The sequence below is a fragment of the Jatrophihabitans telluris genome, assembly GCF_023516435.1.
GTDB lineage: Bacteria > Actinomycetota > Actinomycetes > Mycobacteriales > Jatrophihabitantaceae > Jatrophihabitans_A > Jatrophihabitans_A telluris.
Genome location: NZ_CP097332.1, coordinates 3,787,805 through 3,806,685, shown reverse-complemented (window position 1 = coordinate 3,806,685; position 18,881 = coordinate 3,787,805). Strand labels below are relative to the sequence as shown.

The 18,881-nt window shown below is 68.2% G+C and carries 16 protein-coding genes; 10 read left to right on the top strand and 6 right to left on the bottom strand.

Going from position 1 to position 18,881, the window contains the following annotated elements:
• The first annotated feature begins 25 nt into the window (after window positions 1–25).
• Both M6D93_RS17575 and M6D93_RS17570 read left to right on the top strand, forming a co-directional pair.
• Window positions 26–1,516: a purine-cytosine permease family protein gene (locus M6D93_RS17575; protein ID WP_249771236.1), complete on the top strand. Its 1,491-nt coding sequence runs from the start codon at window positions 26–28 to the stop codon at window positions 1,514–1,516.
• A gap of 115 nt (window positions 1,517–1,631) precedes the next feature.
• On the top strand, window positions 1,632–2,408 hold the full coding sequence (locus M6D93_RS17570; protein WP_249771234.1) for an LLM class F420-dependent oxidoreductase: 777 nt from the start codon (window positions 1,632–1,634) through the stop codon (window positions 2,406–2,408).
• Window positions 2,409–2,674: 266 nt separating this feature from the next.
• On the opposite strand, the gene thiG is transcribed toward M6D93_RS17570, so the two are convergent.
• The 3 genes from thiG to thiO form a co-directional block, all read right to left on the bottom strand.
• Window positions 2,675–3,439: a thiazole synthase gene (thiG, locus tag M6D93_RS17565; protein WP_249774229.1), complete on the bottom strand. Its 765-nt coding sequence runs from the start codon at window positions 3,437–3,439 to the stop codon at window positions 2,675–2,677.
• A gap of 64 nt (window positions 3,440–3,503) precedes the next feature.
• Window positions 3,504–3,704 (bottom strand): sulfur carrier protein ThiS, encoded by a 201-nt coding sequence (gene thiS / locus M6D93_RS17560; protein ID WP_249771232.1) that lies wholly within the window; start codon window positions 3,702–3,704, stop codon window positions 3,504–3,506.
• Complete coding sequence (thiO, locus tag M6D93_RS17555) at window positions 3,695–4,864, bottom strand: glycine oxidase ThiO (RefSeq protein WP_249771230.1); 1,170 nt, start codon at window positions 4,862–4,864, stop codon at window positions 3,695–3,697. Before thiO ends, thiS begins: the two co-directional genes overlap by 10 nt.
• 161 nt (window positions 4,865–5,025) lie before the next feature.
• Between thiO and thiE the strand changes: the two genes are divergently transcribed.
• From thiE to M6D93_RS17535, 4 genes are read left to right on the top strand one after another with little or no spacing between them, the layout of a single operon-like run.
• Window positions 5,026–5,685 carry a thiamine phosphate synthase gene (thiE, locus tag M6D93_RS17550; protein WP_249771228.1) on the top strand — a complete coding sequence of 220 codons (660 nt, stop codon included), beginning with the start codon at window positions 5,026–5,028 and terminating at the stop codon, window positions 5,683–5,685.
• Entirely contained in the window at window positions 5,685–6,665 is a 981-nt protein-coding gene (locus M6D93_RS17545) for a glucosyl-3-phosphoglycerate synthase (protein WP_249771226.1), read from the top strand. The genes thiE and M6D93_RS17545 overlap by 1 nt, the downstream gene beginning before the upstream one ends.
• A complete protein-coding gene (gene folP / locus M6D93_RS17540) occupies window positions 6,665–7,525 on the top strand; it encodes a dihydropteroate synthase (RefSeq protein ID WP_347343506.1) in 861 nt (286 codons plus the stop codon). Before M6D93_RS17545 ends, folP begins: the two co-directional genes overlap by 1 nt.
• The gene (locus tag M6D93_RS17535; RefSeq protein WP_249771222.1) at window positions 7,482–8,231 is read left to right on the top strand and encodes a class III extradiol ring-cleavage dioxygenase family protein; all 750 of its coding nucleotides are present in this window, start codon (window positions 7,482–7,484) and stop codon (window positions 8,229–8,231) included. The genes folP and M6D93_RS17535 overlap by 44 nt, the downstream gene beginning before the upstream one ends.
• 33 nt (window positions 8,232–8,264) lie before the next feature.
• On the opposite strand, the gene M6D93_RS17530 is transcribed toward M6D93_RS17535, so the two are convergent.
• Entirely contained in the window at window positions 8,265–8,444 is a 180-nt protein-coding gene (locus M6D93_RS17530) for an Rv0909 family putative TA system antitoxin (RefSeq protein ID WP_249771220.1), read from the bottom strand.
• A 242-nt stretch (window positions 8,445–8,686) separates the two neighbouring features.
• Here M6D93_RS17530 and M6D93_RS17525 point away from each other — a divergent pair, with 242 nt between their 5' ends.
• On the top strand, window positions 8,687–9,859 hold the full coding sequence (locus M6D93_RS17525) for a cytochrome c oxidase assembly protein (RefSeq protein ID WP_249771218.1): 1,173 nt from the start codon (window positions 8,687–8,689) through the stop codon (window positions 9,857–9,859).
• Here the strand turns inward: M6D93_RS17525 and M6D93_RS17520 are convergent.
• Complete coding sequence (locus tag M6D93_RS17520; protein WP_249771216.1) at window positions 9,802–12,246, bottom strand: APC family permease; 2,445 nt, start codon at window positions 12,244–12,246, stop codon at window positions 9,802–9,804. The genes M6D93_RS17525 and M6D93_RS17520 overlap by 58 nt on opposite strands.
• A gap of 207 nt (window positions 12,247–12,453) precedes the next feature.
• Window positions 12,454–14,742 (bottom strand): glycoside hydrolase family 3 N-terminal domain-containing protein, encoded by a 2,289-nt coding sequence (locus tag M6D93_RS17515; RefSeq protein WP_347343505.1) that lies wholly within the window; start codon window positions 14,740–14,742, stop codon window positions 12,454–12,456.
• 300 nt (window positions 14,743–15,042) lie between these two features.
• Between M6D93_RS17515 and M6D93_RS17510 the strand changes: the two genes are divergently transcribed.
• The 3 genes from M6D93_RS17510 to M6D93_RS17500 all read left to right on the top strand — a co-directional run bounded on the left by M6D93_RS17510 (window position 15,043) and on the right by M6D93_RS17500 (window position 18,835).
• Window positions 15,043–16,479: an HNH endonuclease signature motif containing protein gene (locus tag M6D93_RS17510; RefSeq protein ID WP_249771212.1), complete on the top strand. Its 1,437-nt coding sequence runs from the start codon at window positions 15,043–15,045 to the stop codon at window positions 16,477–16,479.
• 309 nt (window positions 16,480–16,788) lie between these two features.
• Window positions 16,789–18,138 (top strand): geranylgeranyl reductase family protein, encoded by a 1,350-nt coding sequence (locus M6D93_RS17505; protein ID WP_249771210.1) that lies wholly within the window; start codon window positions 16,789–16,791, stop codon window positions 18,136–18,138.
• Window positions 18,139–18,472: 334 nt separating this feature from the next.
• Entirely contained in the window at window positions 18,473–18,835 is a 363-nt protein-coding gene (locus M6D93_RS17500; protein WP_249771208.1) for an NADH-quinone oxidoreductase subunit A, read from the top strand.
• Window positions 18,836–18,881: the final 46 nt, after the last annotated feature.

Sequence of the window (18,881 nt, the reverse complement as noted above, 5' to 3'; positions counted from 1 at the left end):
ACCGGCGAAGGAAGAGGTGACAGCGGTGTCCGCTGTATCGCAACGTCCCGGCTCCCGCTCCGCGGATCGCCCAGCTCCGCCGGCCCTGCACGACGACGTCGTGACCGAGCATGCCGAGGCGCCCAACACCCTGCGCGAACGGGCGCCCCGCACCCTCGGGCTGCTCGACCAGTTCGGGTTCTGGGGCAATCTCGGGGTGAGCCTGTTCGGGCTGACCACGGCGAGCACGGTCATGTACGCGCTGCCCGACGGACGGCCGCTGCCGTTCTGGGCCAGCGTCCTCGCACTCGTCGTGGCCAGCGCGCTGGGTGGCGCCGTGCTGGGGGTTTCGCTCGTGCTGGGTGCGCGGACCGGCGCCCCGGCAATGGTCCTGCTGCGAGGACTCTTCGGTGCCAAGGCGTCCTACCTGCCGACCGTACTGAACATCGTCCAGAACCTCGGCTGGGGCACGGTGGAGATCATCCTGATCGCCGAGAGCCTCAAGGCGGTGACGCATGATCATCTGCCCCGCTGGCTGTGTGTGCTCGTCGCCGGAGTCATCACGACCGGACTCACGATCCGGCCGCTCGGGGCGATCCGGGTCATCCGCAAGTACGTCACCGCCCTGGTCGTGCTGGCGATCGTCGTGTTGGCGATAGGGCTGCTGCGTAGGCACATTCCGGCCGTCGCCCACTCGACCTGGGGCGGATTCTGGCTGGGAGTCGACGCGGTGATCGCCGTGAGCATCTCGTGGGTCCCGCTGGGCGCGGACTACTCGCGCCATTCCCGGACGGAGCGGGCGGCCTTCCTCGGTGGCTTCGTGGGCTACGGCGTGACGCAGGTTCTCTGTTACCTCGTCGGGCTGATCGCCCTCGTCGAGCTGGCCGACGGTGCCGACATCTTCAGCTTCTACCTGGGTCTGCCGCTGGGTACGGTCGCGCTGGCCGTGCTGGTCCTGCGGGAGACCGATCAGAGCTTCGCCAACACCTACTCGACCGCCCTGTCGATCCAGAACCTCCGGCCGACCTGGGATCGGCGCGTGCTCTCGGTCGGGATCGGCGCGCTCATGACGCTCGCCGCGCTCAAGGTCAGCCTGGCCAACTACTACAACTTCCTCTATCTGATCGGGGCGGTGTTCATCCCGATGTCCGGGGTGCTGATCGCGGCCTGGTGGCGAGGCTCGGCTCGGGGCGACGCGCGCCGGGCTGGTTCGGCCGGGGGCGCTTCGGTGTGGGAGTGGGACGTCTCCGAGCAGGCTCCGACCCGGCCCACGCTGCTCGTCGCCTGGCTGGTGGGGTTTGTGACCTACCAGGTCGTCAACCCCGGTTCGCTGGGGCACTGGGCGCCGTTCTGGTCGAGGATCGGACGGGACCTGCACACGATCGGGCATCCCTGGCTGTCGGCGTCCATCACGTCGTTCGCGGTTGCGCTGTTGCTCGCGCTGCCGTTCGCCGCTCCGGCAGGACCTCGGGGCCCCGTTCCGGCCGCGACCGGTGCGAGTGCTGACGGGGGCACGGTTGGTGGCGCCGGCGGTTGAGCCGGCGCGGGGGCTGACGGCCCGACTGCGGGCTGTCGACCGGCTTGCGGGCTGTCGACCGACTTGAGCCGGCAGGGCTGACGGCTGTGTGCCCTTGTGCGCTAGCGTGCGAGTTGTGACGACTTTTCCCGTTCGTATCGGTGTCCAACTCCAGCCGCAGCACGCTGACTACCCGGCCATCCGGGACGCGGTCCGCCGAGCCGAGGACCTCGGGGTCGACGTGGCCTTCAACTGGGACCATTTCTACCCGCTCTACGGTGAGCCCGACGGCCAGCATTTCGAATGCTGGACGATGCTGGGCGCGTGGGCCGAGCAGACCACCCGCATCGAGATCGGTGCGCTGGTCACCTGCAACTCCTATCGCAACCCTGAACTGCTCGCCGACATGGCTCGTACGGTGGACCACATGTCCGAGGGCCGACTGATTCTCGGTATCGGTTCGGGCTGGTTCGAACGCGACTACGACGAGTACGGCTACGAGTTCGGTACTGCCGGCGGGCGGCTGGACGAACTGGGCCTGGCCCTGCCCCGGATCGAGTCGCGTTGGGCCAAGCTCAACCCGGCGCCCACCCGCAAGATCCCGGTCCTGATCGGTGGCGGAGGGGAGAAGAAGACCCTGAAGTTCGTGGCCCGGCACGCCGACATCTGGCACTCGTTCTCCGACCTGGACACCCTCAAGCGCAAGCTCGGAGTGCTGGCCGGTCACTGTGGCGATCTCGGCCGGGACCCGTCTGAGATCGAGATATCGGTGGGAACCCCGGCCGGTGATCCGGGCGAGGTCGGACCTGCCCTGCTCGAGGCCGGTGCCAGGCTGTTCACCGTCGGCCTCGACGGCCCGAACTACGACTTCACGACCCTGGCGAAGTGGGTCGCCTGGCGCGACACCCTCTGATCCCGAGCCGTTGAGGTTGCCCTCGTTGCGGGTTCCGAGCCGTTGAGGTTGCCCTCGTTGCGGGTTCCGAGCCGTTGAGGTTGCCCTCGTTGCGGGTTCCAAGCCGTTGAGGTTGCCCTCGTTGCTGGGGGTTTGCGAGCAACGAGGGCAACCTCAACGGGGTTTGCGAGCAACGAGGGCAACCTCAACGGGGTTTGCCAGCAACGAGGGCAACCTCAACGGGGGTTTGCCAGCAACGAGGGCAACCTCAACGGGGGGCGGCACGGCTAGATCATGCCGGTGAACATTCCTTCGTAGGACGACGAGGCCTGGGCCCAGTGACGTTTGCTGATCCGGCCGGCGAGGAAGGAATCCCGCCCGGCCAGCACCGCCAGCCGCATGGCGCGTGCCATCCGCAACGGGTCGGCCGCGCGGGTGACCGCCGAGGCGACCAGGACGGCGTCGCATCCCAGTTCCATCGCGGCCACGGCGTCACCGGCGGTCCCGATCCCAGCGTCCAGCACGATCGGGACCCCGGCCTGCTCCACGATCATGGCGATGTTGTGCGGATTGGTGATGCCGAGGCCGGAACCGATCGGGGACCCGCCAGGCATGACGGCCGCGCAGCCCACCTGCTCCAGCCGCCGTGCCAGCACCGGGTCATCGTTGGTGTAGGGCAGCACGACGAAGCCGTCGTCGACGAGGCGTTCGCAGGCATCGAGCAGTTCGGGGCCGTCCGGTAGGAGGCTTCGTTCGTCGGCGACGACCTCGACCTTCACCCAGTCGGTCTGCAGGGCCTCGCGGGCGAGCCTGGCGGTCAACACGGCCTCGGCGGCGGTGCGGCAACCGGCCGTGTTGGGCAGCACGTTCACCCCGACCGAGGCCAGGACGTCGAGTACGGACCCGGAGGCGGCAGCGTCGACCCGGCGCATGGCGACGGTGGTCAGTTCGGTGCCGGATTCCTGCAGGATCCGCGCGAGCCCGGCCAGGCTCGGTGCCCCGCCGGTCCCGACGATCAGACGCGAACCGAAGCTGCGGCCCCCGATCACCAGCGAGTCGGTGAGACTGGTTTCTCCCTTCGGGAGCGTGCCATTCTCAACCCCGCTGTCTGCATACTCAGCCACCCTGGACCGCCGTCACGACATCGACGCGGTCGCCGGCGCTCAGCGCGGTGTCGGCCCAGACACTTCTGGGGACGACTTCACTGTTGAGGGCTACGGCAATGCCACTGGGACGGTCGGAGACGGCTTCGACGAGGACGTTGAGCCGGCTGCCGTCCTCGATCTCGCGGGGCGAGCCGTTGACGATCAGTTGCACGATGCTTCCTTCTGCGAGAGGAACCGCTGCGGACCGAACGGTGTCCATTCTGCCGACGCGACGCCGCCCACGACGAGTGCCCCCACGGCGTTCGCGGTTGCCGCCGACAGCAGGATGCCGTTGCGGTAGTGCCCGCTGGCCACGAGCAATCCGGGGCCGAGCCGTCCGACGATCGGGCCGTTGTCCGGCGTACCAGGGCGGGATCCGGCCCGCGCCTCGACGAACTCGAATTCCGAACTCACCGGCAGGAGCTCATAGGCATTGCGCAGCAGCTCGTACACGCCGCCGGCGGTGACCGTGGTGTCGAAGCCGCGCTGTTCGGAGGTGGCGCCCACGACGATCTCCCCGGAACGCCGCGGCACCAGGTAGACCTCGCTGCCACGCACCAGTCCCCGCACGGTTCGGGTCAGGATCGGACCGCTCGCGGCGAGCTGCCGCGGTATCTGCAGCCGCAGGATCTGGCCCTTCACCGGCTCGATGGGCAGGTCGGCCAGCTCCCGGGTCGCTGCGCCCGTGCAGAGCACCACCTCCTCGGCATCGAGCACCACGCTTTCTGCCGCCCCGTCCCCGCCGGCCACCACGGCGCCGGTGACCGTTGCCCCGTCGGAGGAATCGCGGCGCAGTCCCGACACCGACCCGCGACGGAACTCGACGCCCGCTGCCCGGGCCGCGTCGTGCAGCACCTCGGTGTACTGGCGGTTGTCGACCGACAGGTCGTCGGCGGTGTAGACCCCAGATCGCACCTCGCGAGCCAGGTACGGCTCCAGCGAACGGGCCTGGCGGGAGTTCAGCTGTTCGGTGGCCAAGCCGAGGGAGTCGCGGTATTCGGTCAGCCGGCTCAACGCGGCTCGATCGTCGTTGTCGAACGCGACGGCGAGGGTCCCCTCGTGACGTAGCTCGACCGGCCGACCCGTCCGCAGGGCCAACTCAGCGGCGAAGTCGACGAATTCGGCCACCGCCCGCAGGTTCAACCGGGTGAGTTCGTGTTCGCCGAAGACCGCCTCGCTGACCGGAGCCAGCATCCCCGCCGCCGCCCAGGTGGCGCCGCGTGTGCCGCTCGTGTCGATCAGCGTGACCCGGGCTCGTCCGGCGAGCCTGAAGGCGACCGCCAGCCCGATGACGCCGCCACCCACAACGAGGATCCGGGGCGGGTGGGTCACGGATCCGAGGGTACCGACGGCGCCGCAGCGATGAACTTTCGGTAAACAGTTCCCGGATCGCGGCCTCGTGCGCCGCCGTCCACCGGACCCGTCGCGCCAGGTCGCCCGGCGGTGGGTGGCGGTGGGCGGCGGCATCGCGAGCGGGGTGATTGGATGATCCGATGGGTAACGAAGCTCTCGACCGCGCTCTGCTGTACCTGTGCGTGGGCTCCCGCAGCGCCGAGGACGACCTGCCCGAGTTTCTCGACGAGGTGCTGGGCGCGGGCGTCGATATCGTCCAGCTGCGCGAGAAGAACCTCGAGGCCGCCGACGAACTGGCGTTGCTGGAGGTGTTCCGGGCCGCCTGTGAGCGGCACGGTGCGTTGCTGGCGGTCAACGACCGGGCCGATCTCGCGCTCGCCGCGGGCGCTGACGTGCTGCATCTGGGGCAGCGGGATCTGCTGCCCGCCGTGGCTCGCCGCATCCTCGGACCGGACGTGATCCTCGGACGGTCCAGCCACAGCCTGGACCAGGCCAGTGAGGCGGCGCTCGATCCCGACCTGGACTACTTCTGCCTGGGCCCGATCTGGCCTACGCCCACCAAAGCGGGCCGGCCGCACACCAGCCTGGATCCCGTTCGCAAGCTGGCGGCAGACCAGCCCTCGCGTCCATGGTTCGGTATCGGCGGTGTGGACGAGTCGACTCTGGACGAGGTGCTGCAGGCCGGTGCCACCCGGGTGGTGGTCGTACGCGCCATCACCGAGGCTGCCGACCCGGCGGCGGCGACCGCGCGGATCAAAGCGCGACTGGTCGCGGCGCAGGACGGCAGGGGGACGAGCTGATGGAGCTGGCGGCCCGTCGATGGTTCGACAGCCACACCTACCTGGCAACGGACTTCACCCTGCCGGAACTGCTGGAGCGAAAGCGAGAGCAGAACCTGAGCATCTCGGTGGTGATCCCGGCGCGCAACGAGGAAGCGACCGTGGCCGAGGTGGTGAGCCGGATCTCCGACGCGCTGGTGGAACCGGGTCTGGTCGACGAGCTCGTGGTGATCGACTCCGACTCGACGGACGCCACCGCGGCCCTGGCCGCCAAGGCGGGCGCGCAGGTCTATGCGGCCGGCGCGATCGAGACCGGCCTGAAGTCGCTGCCCGGCAAGGGTGAGGCCCTGTGGCGCTCGCTGTTCGTGACCCGCGGGGACATCGTCGCTTTCATCGATGCCGACCTCACCGAGTGGGGTGCGCACTTCATCACGGGTCTGCTCGGCCCGATGCTGCGTGATCGGAAGGTGTCGCTGGTGAAAGGGTTCTACGACCGGCTGTTCTCCTCCGCCGACGGTGGCCATTCACCGCAGGGTGGACGGGTCACCGAACTTGTGGCGCGTCCACTGATCAATCTGCACTGGCCCATCCTGTCCGGCGTCGTCCAACCGCTGGCCGGGGAATGGGCGATGCGACGCAGCCTGGCCGAGACACTCCCCTTCCCGGTCGGTTACGGGGTCGAGTTCGCGACCCTGACCGACACGGTGTGGCGGCACGGACTGGGGGCCGTGGCTCAGGTCGATCTCGGCCAGCGCGGCCATTCCCACCAGAACGTGCACGACCTGGGCGTGATGGCGACGGAGATCCTGGCGACCGCGACCCGGCGCCTCAATCGCGGGCGTCCGCCCGCCTCGGTGGGCTACACCCACGCCTGGACCGACCTGTACCAGTACGACCGGAGCGTCGAGGGATTCTGGCGGGCGCGTGACGTACCGATCGCCGAACGCCCCCCGGCGATCACCGTGCAGGCCTATCCTTTTGCGGATTCGGCGCCCGCCTGATGCTGCGACTGGGCCGACAGCGCTTTGCCGACAGCGCCTTGCTGATCATGGCAATCGTGAACCGCACGCCTGACTCCTTCTACGACCGGGGGGCGACCTTCGCCTTCGGCAAGGCGCTGGAGCGGGTGGACAGCGTGGTCGCCGACGGCGCCGAGATCGTCGACATCGGTGGGGTGAAGGCCGCTCCGGGCGAGGACGTCGATGCGGCCGAGGAGATCCGGCGGACGGTCGACTTCGTGGCCGCGGTCCGCGAGCGGTATCCCGAGCTCATCATCTCGGTCGACACGTGGCGAGCCTCGGTCGGCCGCGCCGTGTGCCAGGCCGGCGCGGACCTCCTCAACGATGCGTGGGGCGGCCACGATCCGGAGCTGGCGATGGTGGCCGCCGAGTACGACGCGGCGCTGGTCTGCACGCACGCCGGTGGAGCGGCGCCCCGGACGCGTCCGCACCGCATCGACTACCCGGATGTGATGGCCGACGTGCTCCGGCGCACGGTGGCCGAGGCCGAGCGGGCGGTGTCGCTCGGGGTCGCAAGGGACCGGATCATGATCGACCCCGGTCACGACTTCGGCAAGAACACCTGGCACTCGCTGGAGGTGACCAGGCGCCTGCGCGAAATGGTCGACACCGGCTGGACGGTCCTGGTGTCGCTGTCGAACAAGGATTTCGTGGGCGAGACGCTCGATCTTGCGCTGGATCAGCGATTGCTCGGCACCCTGGCGGCCACGGCGGTCTCCGCCTGGGAGGGTGCGTCGGTCTTCCGGGCCCACAACGTGGCCGAGACCCGGCAGGTGCTCGACATGGTGGCGGCCATTCGTGGCGACGTCCCGCCCCGCCGTGCCGTTCGAGGACTCGCGTGAACGGGGCGCGCCGATGACCGTGGTGGCGATCGCCTCGGTACCGCAGGCGCCGGTGCTGCTGCCGGGCCGTACCGGCTTGCCGGTGGCCGAGGTCGAACTGTTGCGCGCGGCGTGCGTAGAGGCCATCGACGTGTTGTTGGCCGCCCGCCCCGAGCGGGTGGTCGTAGTCGGCCAGATCCGCCCGGTCGAGGTCGGCGAGCCGTTGAGCCTGCAAGTGGGCAGGTGCCTGCTTGCCGCGGCGGACGCCGACGTGCCGGTTGAGCAGTTGTTGTTGGCGGAGACCGCCGAGCCCGGGGTGTGCGTGGCGGCGGGCGGGAAACTGGCGGCCCGTGCCGGCCGAACGGGCATCCTGGTGGTGGCCGACGGTTCGGCCTGCCGGACGGTGAAGGCGCCCGGCTACCTGGACGAGCGGGCGCATCCCTTCGACGGGGTGGTGACCGACGCGCTGCAGAAGCCGGACGCCGAGGTGCTGGCGGCGATCGATCCGGCCCTGGCCGGCGAACTGCTGGTGGCCGGACGGGTGGGCTGGCAGATCCTCGCTGGTGTCCTCGGTGCCGGTGCCGGTGCCGGTGCCGGTGCCGGTGCCGGTGCCGGTGCTGGTGCTGGTGCTGGTGCTGATCGGCGTGACTGGGCCGTGACCACGCACTACGTGGGGGACCCGTTCGGCGTCTGGTATCCCGTGCTCAGCTACGTCCCGGCGGCCTGAACCAGACCGCCGGGCGCTCCTTCATGCTGCTGGTTACAGCTTGTCCAGGTTGTCGGTGACGACGTTCTTGGCCTTCTCCACGCCGGCGTCGACCTTGTCGTTGTCGACCTTGTCCTGGATGAAGTCGGCAGCCTTCTCCACGCCGTCCTCGACCTTGTCCTTGTTGTCGTGAACGAAGCCCAGCGCCTTGTCCTTCAAGCCGTCGAAGTCCATCGGTTTACCTCCTCAGAGTCGGTGTATCAGCAAGAATCTAGCGGCCGGTGGCCGCCCGGTGCGGGTGAATGCGCAGAAATGATCGGCTTCGCTGGGCCGGCGGCCGTCCTCGGACCGCGGTGGACCTGGAGCCGGCGAGGCGGCGTCCGCTCGTGACGTACCGTGGCGGCGTGGCCTCGCGCGCGGATTCTCCGACTGCGGCGGATCGGACTGGCACCGCTCCGGCGAGTCACGGTGCACCCTTGTGGAGCGTCTGGTTGCTGGCGCTGACCATCCTGGCCGGCCTCGTCGCCGCGGTCGTGCGGTACCTGTCGATGCGTGGTTCCGCGGCGGGGACGATGGACGCCGGTTCCGGTGGCAGCGGCGCGATGCACCACGGCCAGGCCGCTGACGCCTTGCTGCGGATGGGGGCCGGAAACGATCTGGGGCAGCTACTCGGGACCTCCCTGCTGAGGACCTGGCAGCTCGACTCGATCGCGGTCGCGTTCGTGGTGCTCGCCGCGGCGGCGTATCTGACGGCTGTGCTCAAGGTTCACCGGACGATGGCCTGGAGCGGGGCACGCACGGCCCTGTTCCTCGCCGGGCTCGCGGTGTGTGTGGTGTGCACCTGCGCCAGCATCGGCGTCTACGACATGGCGCTGTACTCGGCGCACATGCTGGGTCACCTGGGCTTCGTGATGGTCGCGCCGGCTCTGCTGATGGCCGGGCGGCCGATCGAGCTGGCGCTGCTGGCGCTGTCGGAGTCCCGTCGCCTGGCGTTCGAGCGCTTCCTGCAGGGCCGGTTCTGGACCGTCTTCACCGCGCCCCCGGTCGCGCTGGCCAGCTACGCGGTGGTCATCGTGGGCAGCCACCTCACGGGCCTGATGGACACGATCATGACCAACCCCTGGGCCGGTCAGGTCGAGCATCTGGTCTACCTGGTCATCGGCAGCCAGTTTTTCCTGCTGATCCTCGGTGACACTCCCGGCCGCTGGCAGTTGTCCACTCCGGCGCGCTGGCTGATGCTGGCGCTGTCGATGGCGGTGGACACCTTCGTCGGCATCGTGATCATGCAGGGCAGCACGCCGGTGCGGATGCTGGCCGTACCCGGGTTGTCCGTGAACACCCTGTCGGACACCCATACCGGCGGGGCGATCATGTGGTTCGGCGGTGACGGGATCATGGCCGCGATCATGATCGGTCTGGTGCTGGGTTGGCTCAACGATCCGGAACGTCGCAAGCACGACAGCAGTGGCTGGCTGGAGCAGGCCCGCCGGGTGAGCTTCGACGAACGCACCGGCGCGGGCGGGTCACCGGCCAGCGCCGCCGACGATCTGGACTTCGACGATGAGGATTCCAGCCTGAACGCCTACAACGCCTACCTGGCCAAGCTGAACGGCGACGCCGCGGGTTCGGAGCACTCCAGCAGTTCGTAGCGGGGATTGGCCAGTGCCAGGTGGCCCTTGTATTCACCGACCCGGCCGCTCGCCCTGACCACGGTGCCGGGCTCGAGCCCCGGGATCGCCGTTCGTCCGAAGAACAAGAGCCGGATCCCGCCGGTGTGGTCGAACACCTGTACCTCCAGGGACTTGCCGGCCTTCGTTCCGACCTGAACCGACTTGATCGTGCCCTCGACGACCACCGCCTGGCCACGCCGCAAGGCGGCGATCGGGTGAGCGGCGCCGGGATCACCGGTCACGGTGTCGGTGTCGGTGTCGGTGTCGGTGCGGCTGTCGGCGTCCGTGCCGCTGGGGGCGGCGACACCGCTGTCCACGGTGGTGTCGGTGGGCAGCCGCGGCTCGTCGTGATGGGCCCCGGTCGCGGCGGTCAAGGTGGTGTCGAACGGCACGATCGTGGCCGCGACGTGCGGGATCCGGCTGACGGCGTAGGCGATCCGGTCGGCGGTGCGGTCATGAAGCAGGCGCTGCCACCCCCGGCGGAAGGAGCGGCGGGGCAGCAACACGGTGACCTCGGCCTGGTCCTGGATGACCGTCCGCAGTGCGAGCGTCGCCGAAGCCCGGATCAGGCGCCGGTCGGGGCAGGCGAGCAGCTCCAGCGGCACCCGGTCGCCGAGGCCGCGTTCGATCCAATCGTGACGAAGCTCGGCGGCCACACTCGAGTCGAGGGTGATGTGAACGGCGCGCACGTCCGTCGGCCGCAGGCTACCGGCGTAGCGCAGCGCGCGGATGACGGCCAGGTCGAGCCGGTCGACGAGCACGAGAACGACGTGGCGCGGGTAGTGAGCGGTCGGCGGAGTCTGCGGCTGATCGGTGCCGGGCTCATCGAGCGGCTCGGAATCGGCCCGACGGCGGCGCTGCGTGGTCACGATGTCGAGGGACCGGGCCTCGGCCCGGTACTGCCGGTTGAGACGCATCAGGGCGAGCCAGCCGAGCGGGAAGAGCAGCACGACGAGCCACGCGCCTTCGGTGAACTTGACGACCGCGAAGATCGCCACGATGAGCAGCGAGACGCCGCCCCCCGTGGCGTTGACCGCGAGCTTGGTGCGCCACCGGTTCTCGCGGTGGGTGTGGTGGTAGCGAGCCATCCCGAATCCGGCCATCGTGAACCCGGTGAAGACGCCGATCGCGTAGAACGGAACGAGCTTGTCGACGTGGGCGCCGACGCCGAACAGCAGCGCCAGCGCGGCCACCGTGAGCACGATGATGCCGTTGGAGAAGGCCAGACGCTGTCCGCGCCGGGTCAGCTGCCGGGGGAGGAACGAGTCGTCGGCGATGAAACTGGCCAGGAAGGGGAATCCGGTGAACGGGGTGTTCGCGCCGGTGTAGAGGATGAGCGCGGTCGCTACCTGGACGATGACGAAGCCGAGATGCCCGTACCAGGCGGTGCCGAAAGCGGCTTTGGCGACCTGGCTGATCACGGTCGGGCTTCCGTGGTCGTAGGGGGTGGCGTGGGTTTCGTAGGCCAGGTAGCTGATCCCCAGTACCAGCGTGCCCAGCAGGGCACTCATCACCGACAGGGTGCGGCGCGCGTTCTCGCCGGGCGGGTTCTTGAACGCGCTGACCCCGTTCGAGATGGCCTCCAGCCCGGTGAGCGACGAGCCACCGTTGGCGAAGGCCTTGAGCAGAACGAAGATGGCGGCACCGGTGAAGATCGCGTGGCCGGAGTCGTGGACGTCGATCATGCCGGGCAGGTTGGTGGGGTATTTCGGTAGGTCTCCGGCGAGCTCACGGACCAGGCCGACGATGACGACAAGGCCCGCGGCCACGACGAAGAAGTACGTGGGGAAGGCGAAGGCGCGGCCGGCCTCTCGCACGCCCCGCAGATTGCCATACGCCAGGACCAGGACGACGGTCACCGTGATCGCCAGCGGGATGCTGCCGTGACCGAGGCTCGGGATGAGCGAGGTGATGGCCGCGGTCCCGGCGGCTGCCTGCACGGCGACGGTGACGATGTAGTCGATCAGCAGGGCCACCGAGGCGATCTGCGCGATGCGCGGTCCGAAGTTCTCCCGGGCCACGACGTAGGACCCGCCCGCGCGGGTGTAGACCGTCACGACTTCCCGGTACGACAGGGTCATGACGACGAGGACGAGCAGGACGACAGCGGTCATCGGGAGGAGAATGTTGAATCCCGCCAGGCCGAACACGGCCAGCAGCGCGATGAGCATCTCTTCGGTCCCGTAGGCGGAGGAGGAGATGCAGTCGCTGGACAGCACGCCCAGGGCGGCCTTCTTCGAGAGTTTCTCCTCGTGCAACTGGGCCGTGGTCAGCGGCGGTCCGAGCAGGGCGCGCTTGATCCGGTACCCGGTGCGCTCGGGGAGGTGCAGATCATCGTCGATGTATTCCAGTGCTGTCGTTGCCACACCATCGACGATGGCAGGACCGCGCGGCGCTCACCGGGCTGCCCGCCGCCGCACACGCGCGCCCCCGGGAACGCTCACGTTTCCCTCACGCCCCCTCCGTTGAGGTTGCCCTTGTTGCGCGCGAGACCCCGTTGAGGTTGCCCTTGTTGCGCGCGAGACCTCGTTGAGGTTGCCCTTGTTGCGCGCGAAGTCGTCCGTGCGGGTGGGTCAGACGACAGTGAACGTGGCCTTGTCCGGGGCAGAGGACGTCGTCCCCAGATAGACCTCGATCTGACCGGGCTCGACCACGAACCGAGCCTGGTTGTCGTAGAAGCCCACGTCGGCAGGCGTGAGGGTGAACGACACCGTGGTGCTCTGCTGGGGATCCAGACTCACTCGTCGGTACCCGCGGAGGCGGCGAACCGGTTGCGCGATGCTGGCCACGGGATCGTGGATGTAGAGCTGGACGACCTCGTCCCCGGCGACGTCGGAGGTGTTGCGCACCGATGCGGTGACCCTGATCGAGCCGTGCCTGCGGTTCATCCTGGTCGAGGAGAGCGCGAAGCCACTCACCTCGAAAGTGCTGTAGGACAGGCCGAAACCGAATTCGAACAGTGGTCCGCTGGGCAGATCGAGGTACTTCGAGGTGTACTTGTTCAGCGGATCGGCCGGACGTCCGGTGTTGAGGTGGTTGTAGTAGATCGGTATCTGACCGACCGCCCTCGGGAACGACACCGGCAACTTTCCGCCCGGATTGACCTTGCCGAACAACAGGTCCGCGACCGCGTTACCCGCTTCCACCCCGGGTGCCCACGCCTCGAGAATGGCCCCGGCCACGTCGACCACCGGCTGCAGCGTCAGTGGACGGCCGTTGAACAGCACGGCCACGATGGGGGTGCCGGCTCCGGCGACGGCGGCGACGAGTTGCTCCTGCACGCCGGGCAGGCCGATGAGGCTGCGGGCAGAAGCCTCACCGCTCTCGGCCGCGCTTTCCCCGACGGCAAGGATCACGACATCGGCTTGGGCCGCCGCGGTCCGGGCGGCGGCGAAACCCGAGGTGTCCGTCGAATCGATGCCACAGCCGGCGGTGTAGGTCACGGTGGCCGAGGGCGCGGCTGCCTTGATCCCGTCGACGACGGTGACCGGAGGAGTTGTCGATGAGCCGGTACCCAGGCCTGTCCAGGTCCCGTTGAGGTCGTAGGTCGCGTTGCCCAGCGGCCCGATCACCGCGATGCGACCGGTCTTGTGCGTACCGGTCAGCGGCAACAGGGCACCGTCGTTCTTCAGCAGCACCATCGAACGGGTCGCCGCCGTGCGGGCGGCAGCGCGCGCGGCCGCCGACACCGCGGTCACCTCGTGTGCCTCGTCCACGTACGGGTGCTCGAACAAGCCGAGCGCGAATTTGACCCGCAGGATGCGCCGCACCGCGTCGTTGATCTGGGCCTGCGTGATCCGGCCCGCGGCGAGCAATTGTCTTGCGTAGTCGACGTAGTTGGTCGACACCATCTCCATGTCGACCCCGGCGTTGATTCCCAGCGCCGCGGCGTCGGCACCGTTACCAGCAACGCCGTGCATGATCAGTTCCTGGATTCCGGTGTAGTCCGAAACCACGAATCCGTCGAAGCCGTAGGTGTTCTTCAGGATCTCGCGCACCGTGTAGACATTGGCGTGCGCGGGAACTCCGGCCACCGTGTTGAACGAGGTCATGACGGTAGCGACACCGGCCTCGACCGCCGCCTTGAACGGTGGCAGGTAGTGGTTGTGCAACTCCTGGATCGAGACGTCGACGGTGTTGTAGTCCCGTCCGCCCTCGGTCCCTCCATAGGCGACGTAGTGCTTGGCGCACGCGGCCAGCCGGTTGGCCTGGGAGTAGTCGTTGCCCTGATAGCCGCCTACCTTCGCGGCGGCCAAGGTGCTGGTGAGATAGGGATCCTCGCCGTTGCCTTCAGCGATCCGGCCCCAGCGCGGTTCGTGCGTCACATCCATCATCGGCGAGTACGTCCAGGTGATGCCGCTAGCGCGTGCCTCGGCAGCGGAGATCTCGGCATCGGTGACAGCCACGCCCGGGTCGAAGCTGGAAGCCTGCGCCAGCGGGATCGGGAAGTTCGTGGTGTAGCCGTGGATCACATCGAGCCCGAAGATCAGGGGAATTCCCAGACGAGTGTTCTCGACGGCAAGCTTCTGCAGCGCGTTGAGCTTGGCCGCGCCGACGACCGAGAAGACACCGCCGGGTGGCATCGATCCGGCCAGTGCGGTCTTGGCCAGATCCTCGGTGTTGAGCAGTTGCAGCTGCCCGATCTTCTCCGCCAGCGTCATCTTCCTCAGCAGCGCGTTCACACGCTGGTCGTCGGCGCCCGGTCGAGATACCGGATGACCGGCTGTCGCGGCGGCGGACGGCGCGACGCCCACTGCATCCGCGCTCGCCGGCAGTAAGCCGCTGGCAGCGACTGTCCCTAACACCCCGGCGGTACCGGCTCCGATCAAGGCGGATCGACGGGTGATCGTGTGATCAGACATGGCTGCTCCCGAGTGTCGGACGGTTGCCGGTTCAAGCAGGGATGTCCTGAAACTGCCACTTCAGTGGTAAAAAGCCGGTAACGAGGGGGTAATGCGCCCGACACACGTTGAGGTTGCCCTTGTTGTGAGGCTGCGGGCGTTGAGGTTGCCCTTGTTGCGCGGCTGCGGGCGTTGAGGTTGCCCTAGTTGTGAGGCTGCGGGCGTTGAGGTTGCCCTAGTTGCGTAAGACGGATCTCTCGTACGACCTGGCCTGTGGATAACCCGGAAACGTTGTCGGAAGCCGTGTTTAGCGTTGCGGGCGTGAGAGTGATCGACGAGCAAACCGCCCCTGCAGCAGTAGGCGTTTCCGCCTGCCGTGGGGTCGGCGATGTAGTCCGCCCGGGAACGGGCCGTTCCGCGCGGGAGGGCGTTGGCAGTGGAACGAACGCCGAGCGGGCCTCCGAGGGCAGTGCCGCGGTCTCGTACCTGGCTGAGGCGGTCTCAGGGTGGCTGGGGTGGGCGGCTTCGGCAGGCCTGTCGGGCTTGTCGACGCAAGCCCTGCTTTCCGAGCTACGGGCGATGGAAACGACCCGCCGCAGGCTTGAGGCCATCGACGTTGCCCTCGTAGCCGAGCTCGACAACCGAGCCGTTGCCTCGACGGTCGCGGCCAGGTCGACCGCGGATTTGCTTTCGAGCATGCTGCACGTATCCCGCGCGGAGGCACGACGGCGGGCCTCGGCAGCAGGGGCTCTGGGCCCGCGGGCCGATGTCATCGGCGATGCCCTGCCGCCGGTGGTACCCGAGTTGGCTTCCGCTCTGGCAGCGGGCGAAGTCTCTGCAGAACATGTTCGCGTCGTCCTGGCAACGTTGGAGAAGGTGCCCGCCGAGCTGGGCGCATTTGTCTTCGAGCAGGCAGCAACGACCCTGACCAATGCCGCCAGATCCACGAACCCACGCGAACTGGGGCTCACCGCACAACGGCTGCTGGACACGGTGGACTCGGACGGCACCGTATCGCGTGACGCGATCGTCGACCGGCGGCGGGCGGTCTCGTTGACACCGGTGTCCGACGGATCCTGGCGGTTACGAGGCGAGCTCACGGCGGGATGCGGGCAGTTGCTCTGGGCATTTCTCGACTCGCGTTCTGCGCCACGCCCGTCCGATGAGTCGGGCCGCGATGAACGCTCGGCAGCTCAACGCATGCACGATGCTCTCGACGATGCGGCCGGCATCCTCGCGCGTCACCGTGGTCCGGCCGAATCTGGTGCGCCGGCGACGGTCCTGATCACCGCCAGCCGCGACAGCTTGCGATCGCCCGGTGGTGTTGCCATCGTCGAGGCGGGCAGCGGTCAGCCGATGCCCGTCGCGAGCGCATGCCACCTGGCCGACGAGGCGGAGCTGGCGGTCGTGGTGTCCGACGCGAGAGGTGCGATCCTCAACTTCGGCCGAGCCCGACGCATCGCCTCACGTTCCCAGACCTTGGCTCTGATCACGCGTGACAAGGGCTGCACCTTCCCGGGCTGCGATGCGCCGCCCTCATGGACGCAACGGCACCACATCCGCGCGTGGCGGGACGGCGGAACCACCGACCTCAATAACCTCACCCTTGTCTGTCACTACCACCACCGAGAATTCGGCCCTCGGGGGTGGACGTGCCGCATGATCGACGGGCTACCCGCCTGGGTGCCGCCACGTTCCATCGATCCGCTTCGGCTTCCGCGCTTCAACCGTCGCGTCTCTGCACATCCTCGGTGCTGAGTTGACGATCCGCACGGCTGCCTGCGTGACCAGAGGCCCACTCCGGCGGCGGAGGGTGATCGAATCCCGCTCCGCGCGGCGGTCGACGAACGTGCCCTGACGGTGCGATCACAAGCCCACTCGCTGCGCGCAACGGGCAAGCCTCCTGGGTCTGCCGAGCCCGCGTTCGGGTGGTGTCGGAGATACTGGCGCAAGGCCTAGACTGCTTCGTGGTGTTCGTGAAAGTTTTCACGAGCTGTCGAAGGCTGCGTCCCGGAAGAGACCGACTGCGCCCGCGACAACTCGACTCGCACGATTGAGGAGATCCGGATGACGCTCACCGCCGAGCAGGTGCAGCGCGCCACCGCGGTCGGGCAGGCGCAGCCCGGCATCGTTCCTGACGACCAGCGTTACGACGCCGACGTCATCGTCGTCGGCGCGGGGCCGTCCGGTTCCGCGGCGGCATACTGGCTGGCCACCGCCGGCATCGACGTCTTGCTGCTCGAAAAGACCAGCTTCCCGCGGGAGAAGGTGTGCGGCGACGGCCTGACCCCGCGCGGCACCCGTGCCCTCGTTGACATGGGAATCGACGTCAGCCAGGAGGCCGGCTGGCTTCACAACAAGGGTCTGCGCGTCATAGGCGGCGGCCTCCGGCTGGAACTGGACTGGCCAGAGCTCGCCTCTTTCCCGAACTACGGCTTGGTCCGGCCACGGGCGGACCTCGATCACCTGCTCGTCCAGCAGGCGGTCAAGGCGGGCGCCCGTCTGCACGAGCAGACCTCGGTGACCGGTCCGATCACCGACAGGACCGGCCGCGTCGTAGGCGTGAGCGCCAAAGCCGGCCCCGACAAGACCGAGCACACCTACCGTGCCCCGGTGGTGCTTGCCTGCGACGGCGTCTCGGGACGGTTCGCGCTGGCGCTTGGCCACCAGCGAGACGACAAGCGTCCGATGGGCGTCGCGGTCCGCCGCTACTACCGCAGCCCCCGTACCCACGATGACTACCTCGAGTCCTGGCTCGAACTCTGGGACGGCCCGCCCGGTGCCGACGGTGCCAAACTGCTGCCCGGCTACGGCTGGATCTTCGGCATGGGCGACGGCTCGGTCAACGTCGGTCTGGGCGTCCTCAACTCCTCCGCCGGCTTCCAGAAGACCAACTACCGCAATCTTTTGACGACCTGGCTCGACAACACTCCCGAGGAGTGGGGCTTCAGGGAGGAAAACGCCCTCGGCACGACCCAGGGCGCCGGGCTGCCGATGGGCTTCAACCGAACTCCGCACTACTCCAACGGTGTGTTGCTCGTGGGGGACTCTGGCGGCTCGGTCAACCCGTTCAACGGTGAAGGCATCCCGTACGCAATGGAGTCGGGAAAGATGGCCGCCGAGGCCGTGGTCCAAGCCCTCGCCCGGCCCGAAGGATCCTCCCGTGAGAAGGCGCTGCACGGCTATCCCACAGCGATGGCAGCCGAGTGGGGTGCCTACTACCGGCTCGGCGGAGTGTTCGTGAAGCTGATCGGCAACCCGGCCGTGATGCGGGCGTGCACCCGCCACGGACTTCCACACCCCGGGCTGATGCGCTTCGTCCTGAAGCTGCTGGCCAATCTGACCGATCCGCACGACGGAGACGTCTCCGATCGCGTCATCACCGCCCTCACCCGGATCACCCCGGCGCTCAGATGAGTCCACGAGTCGGGTCCTCCGACTCCCGGTATCAGCACAACCGCAAGTAAGGCAAGCCTAAGAAACGGAACAGCGAAACGCGAGACTAGCCTGACCAACGATGTGACGGCGATGAGCCGCCCTTCGGTACGACCGCCCGCCGGGCAGTTCCGACCGGCGCCGGAAGCACGCAGAACTGCACGACTGACAGAACGAGAACAACGAGAACAACGAGAACGACGAGAACTGCATCAGGTCGCCGCCCGCGTCGAGACTCACGCCGAGACGCAACTCGAGACTCCCCTCGATATCGGGCGGGGACGGTGCACGAATGAGAAGGGAAGCAGGGTCGCCCATGCTTTCGCAGTACCTGCCGATCGTGTTCCTCTTCGCGCTGGCCTTCGGGTTTTCCGTGTTCTCGGTCATCATCGCCACGATCACCGGCCCCAAGCGATACAACAAGGCCAAGCTGTCCTTCTACGAGTGCGGCATTGAGCCCGCGCCGATGAGTTCCGGGCCCAACCGGTTCCCGATCAAGTACTTCCTGACGGCGATGCTGTTCATCGTCTTCGACATCGAGATCATCTTCCTGTACCCGTATGCGGTCACCAACAAGGAACTCGGCCTGTTCGGGCTCGTGGAGATCTTCTTGTTCATCGTCACCGTCTTCGTCGCCTACGCCTACGTCTGGCGGCGCGGCGGCCTGGACTGGGACTGACGCGTGTCCCCGGTATTGCTGCAATCACCACACGGCGCAGAGGTCA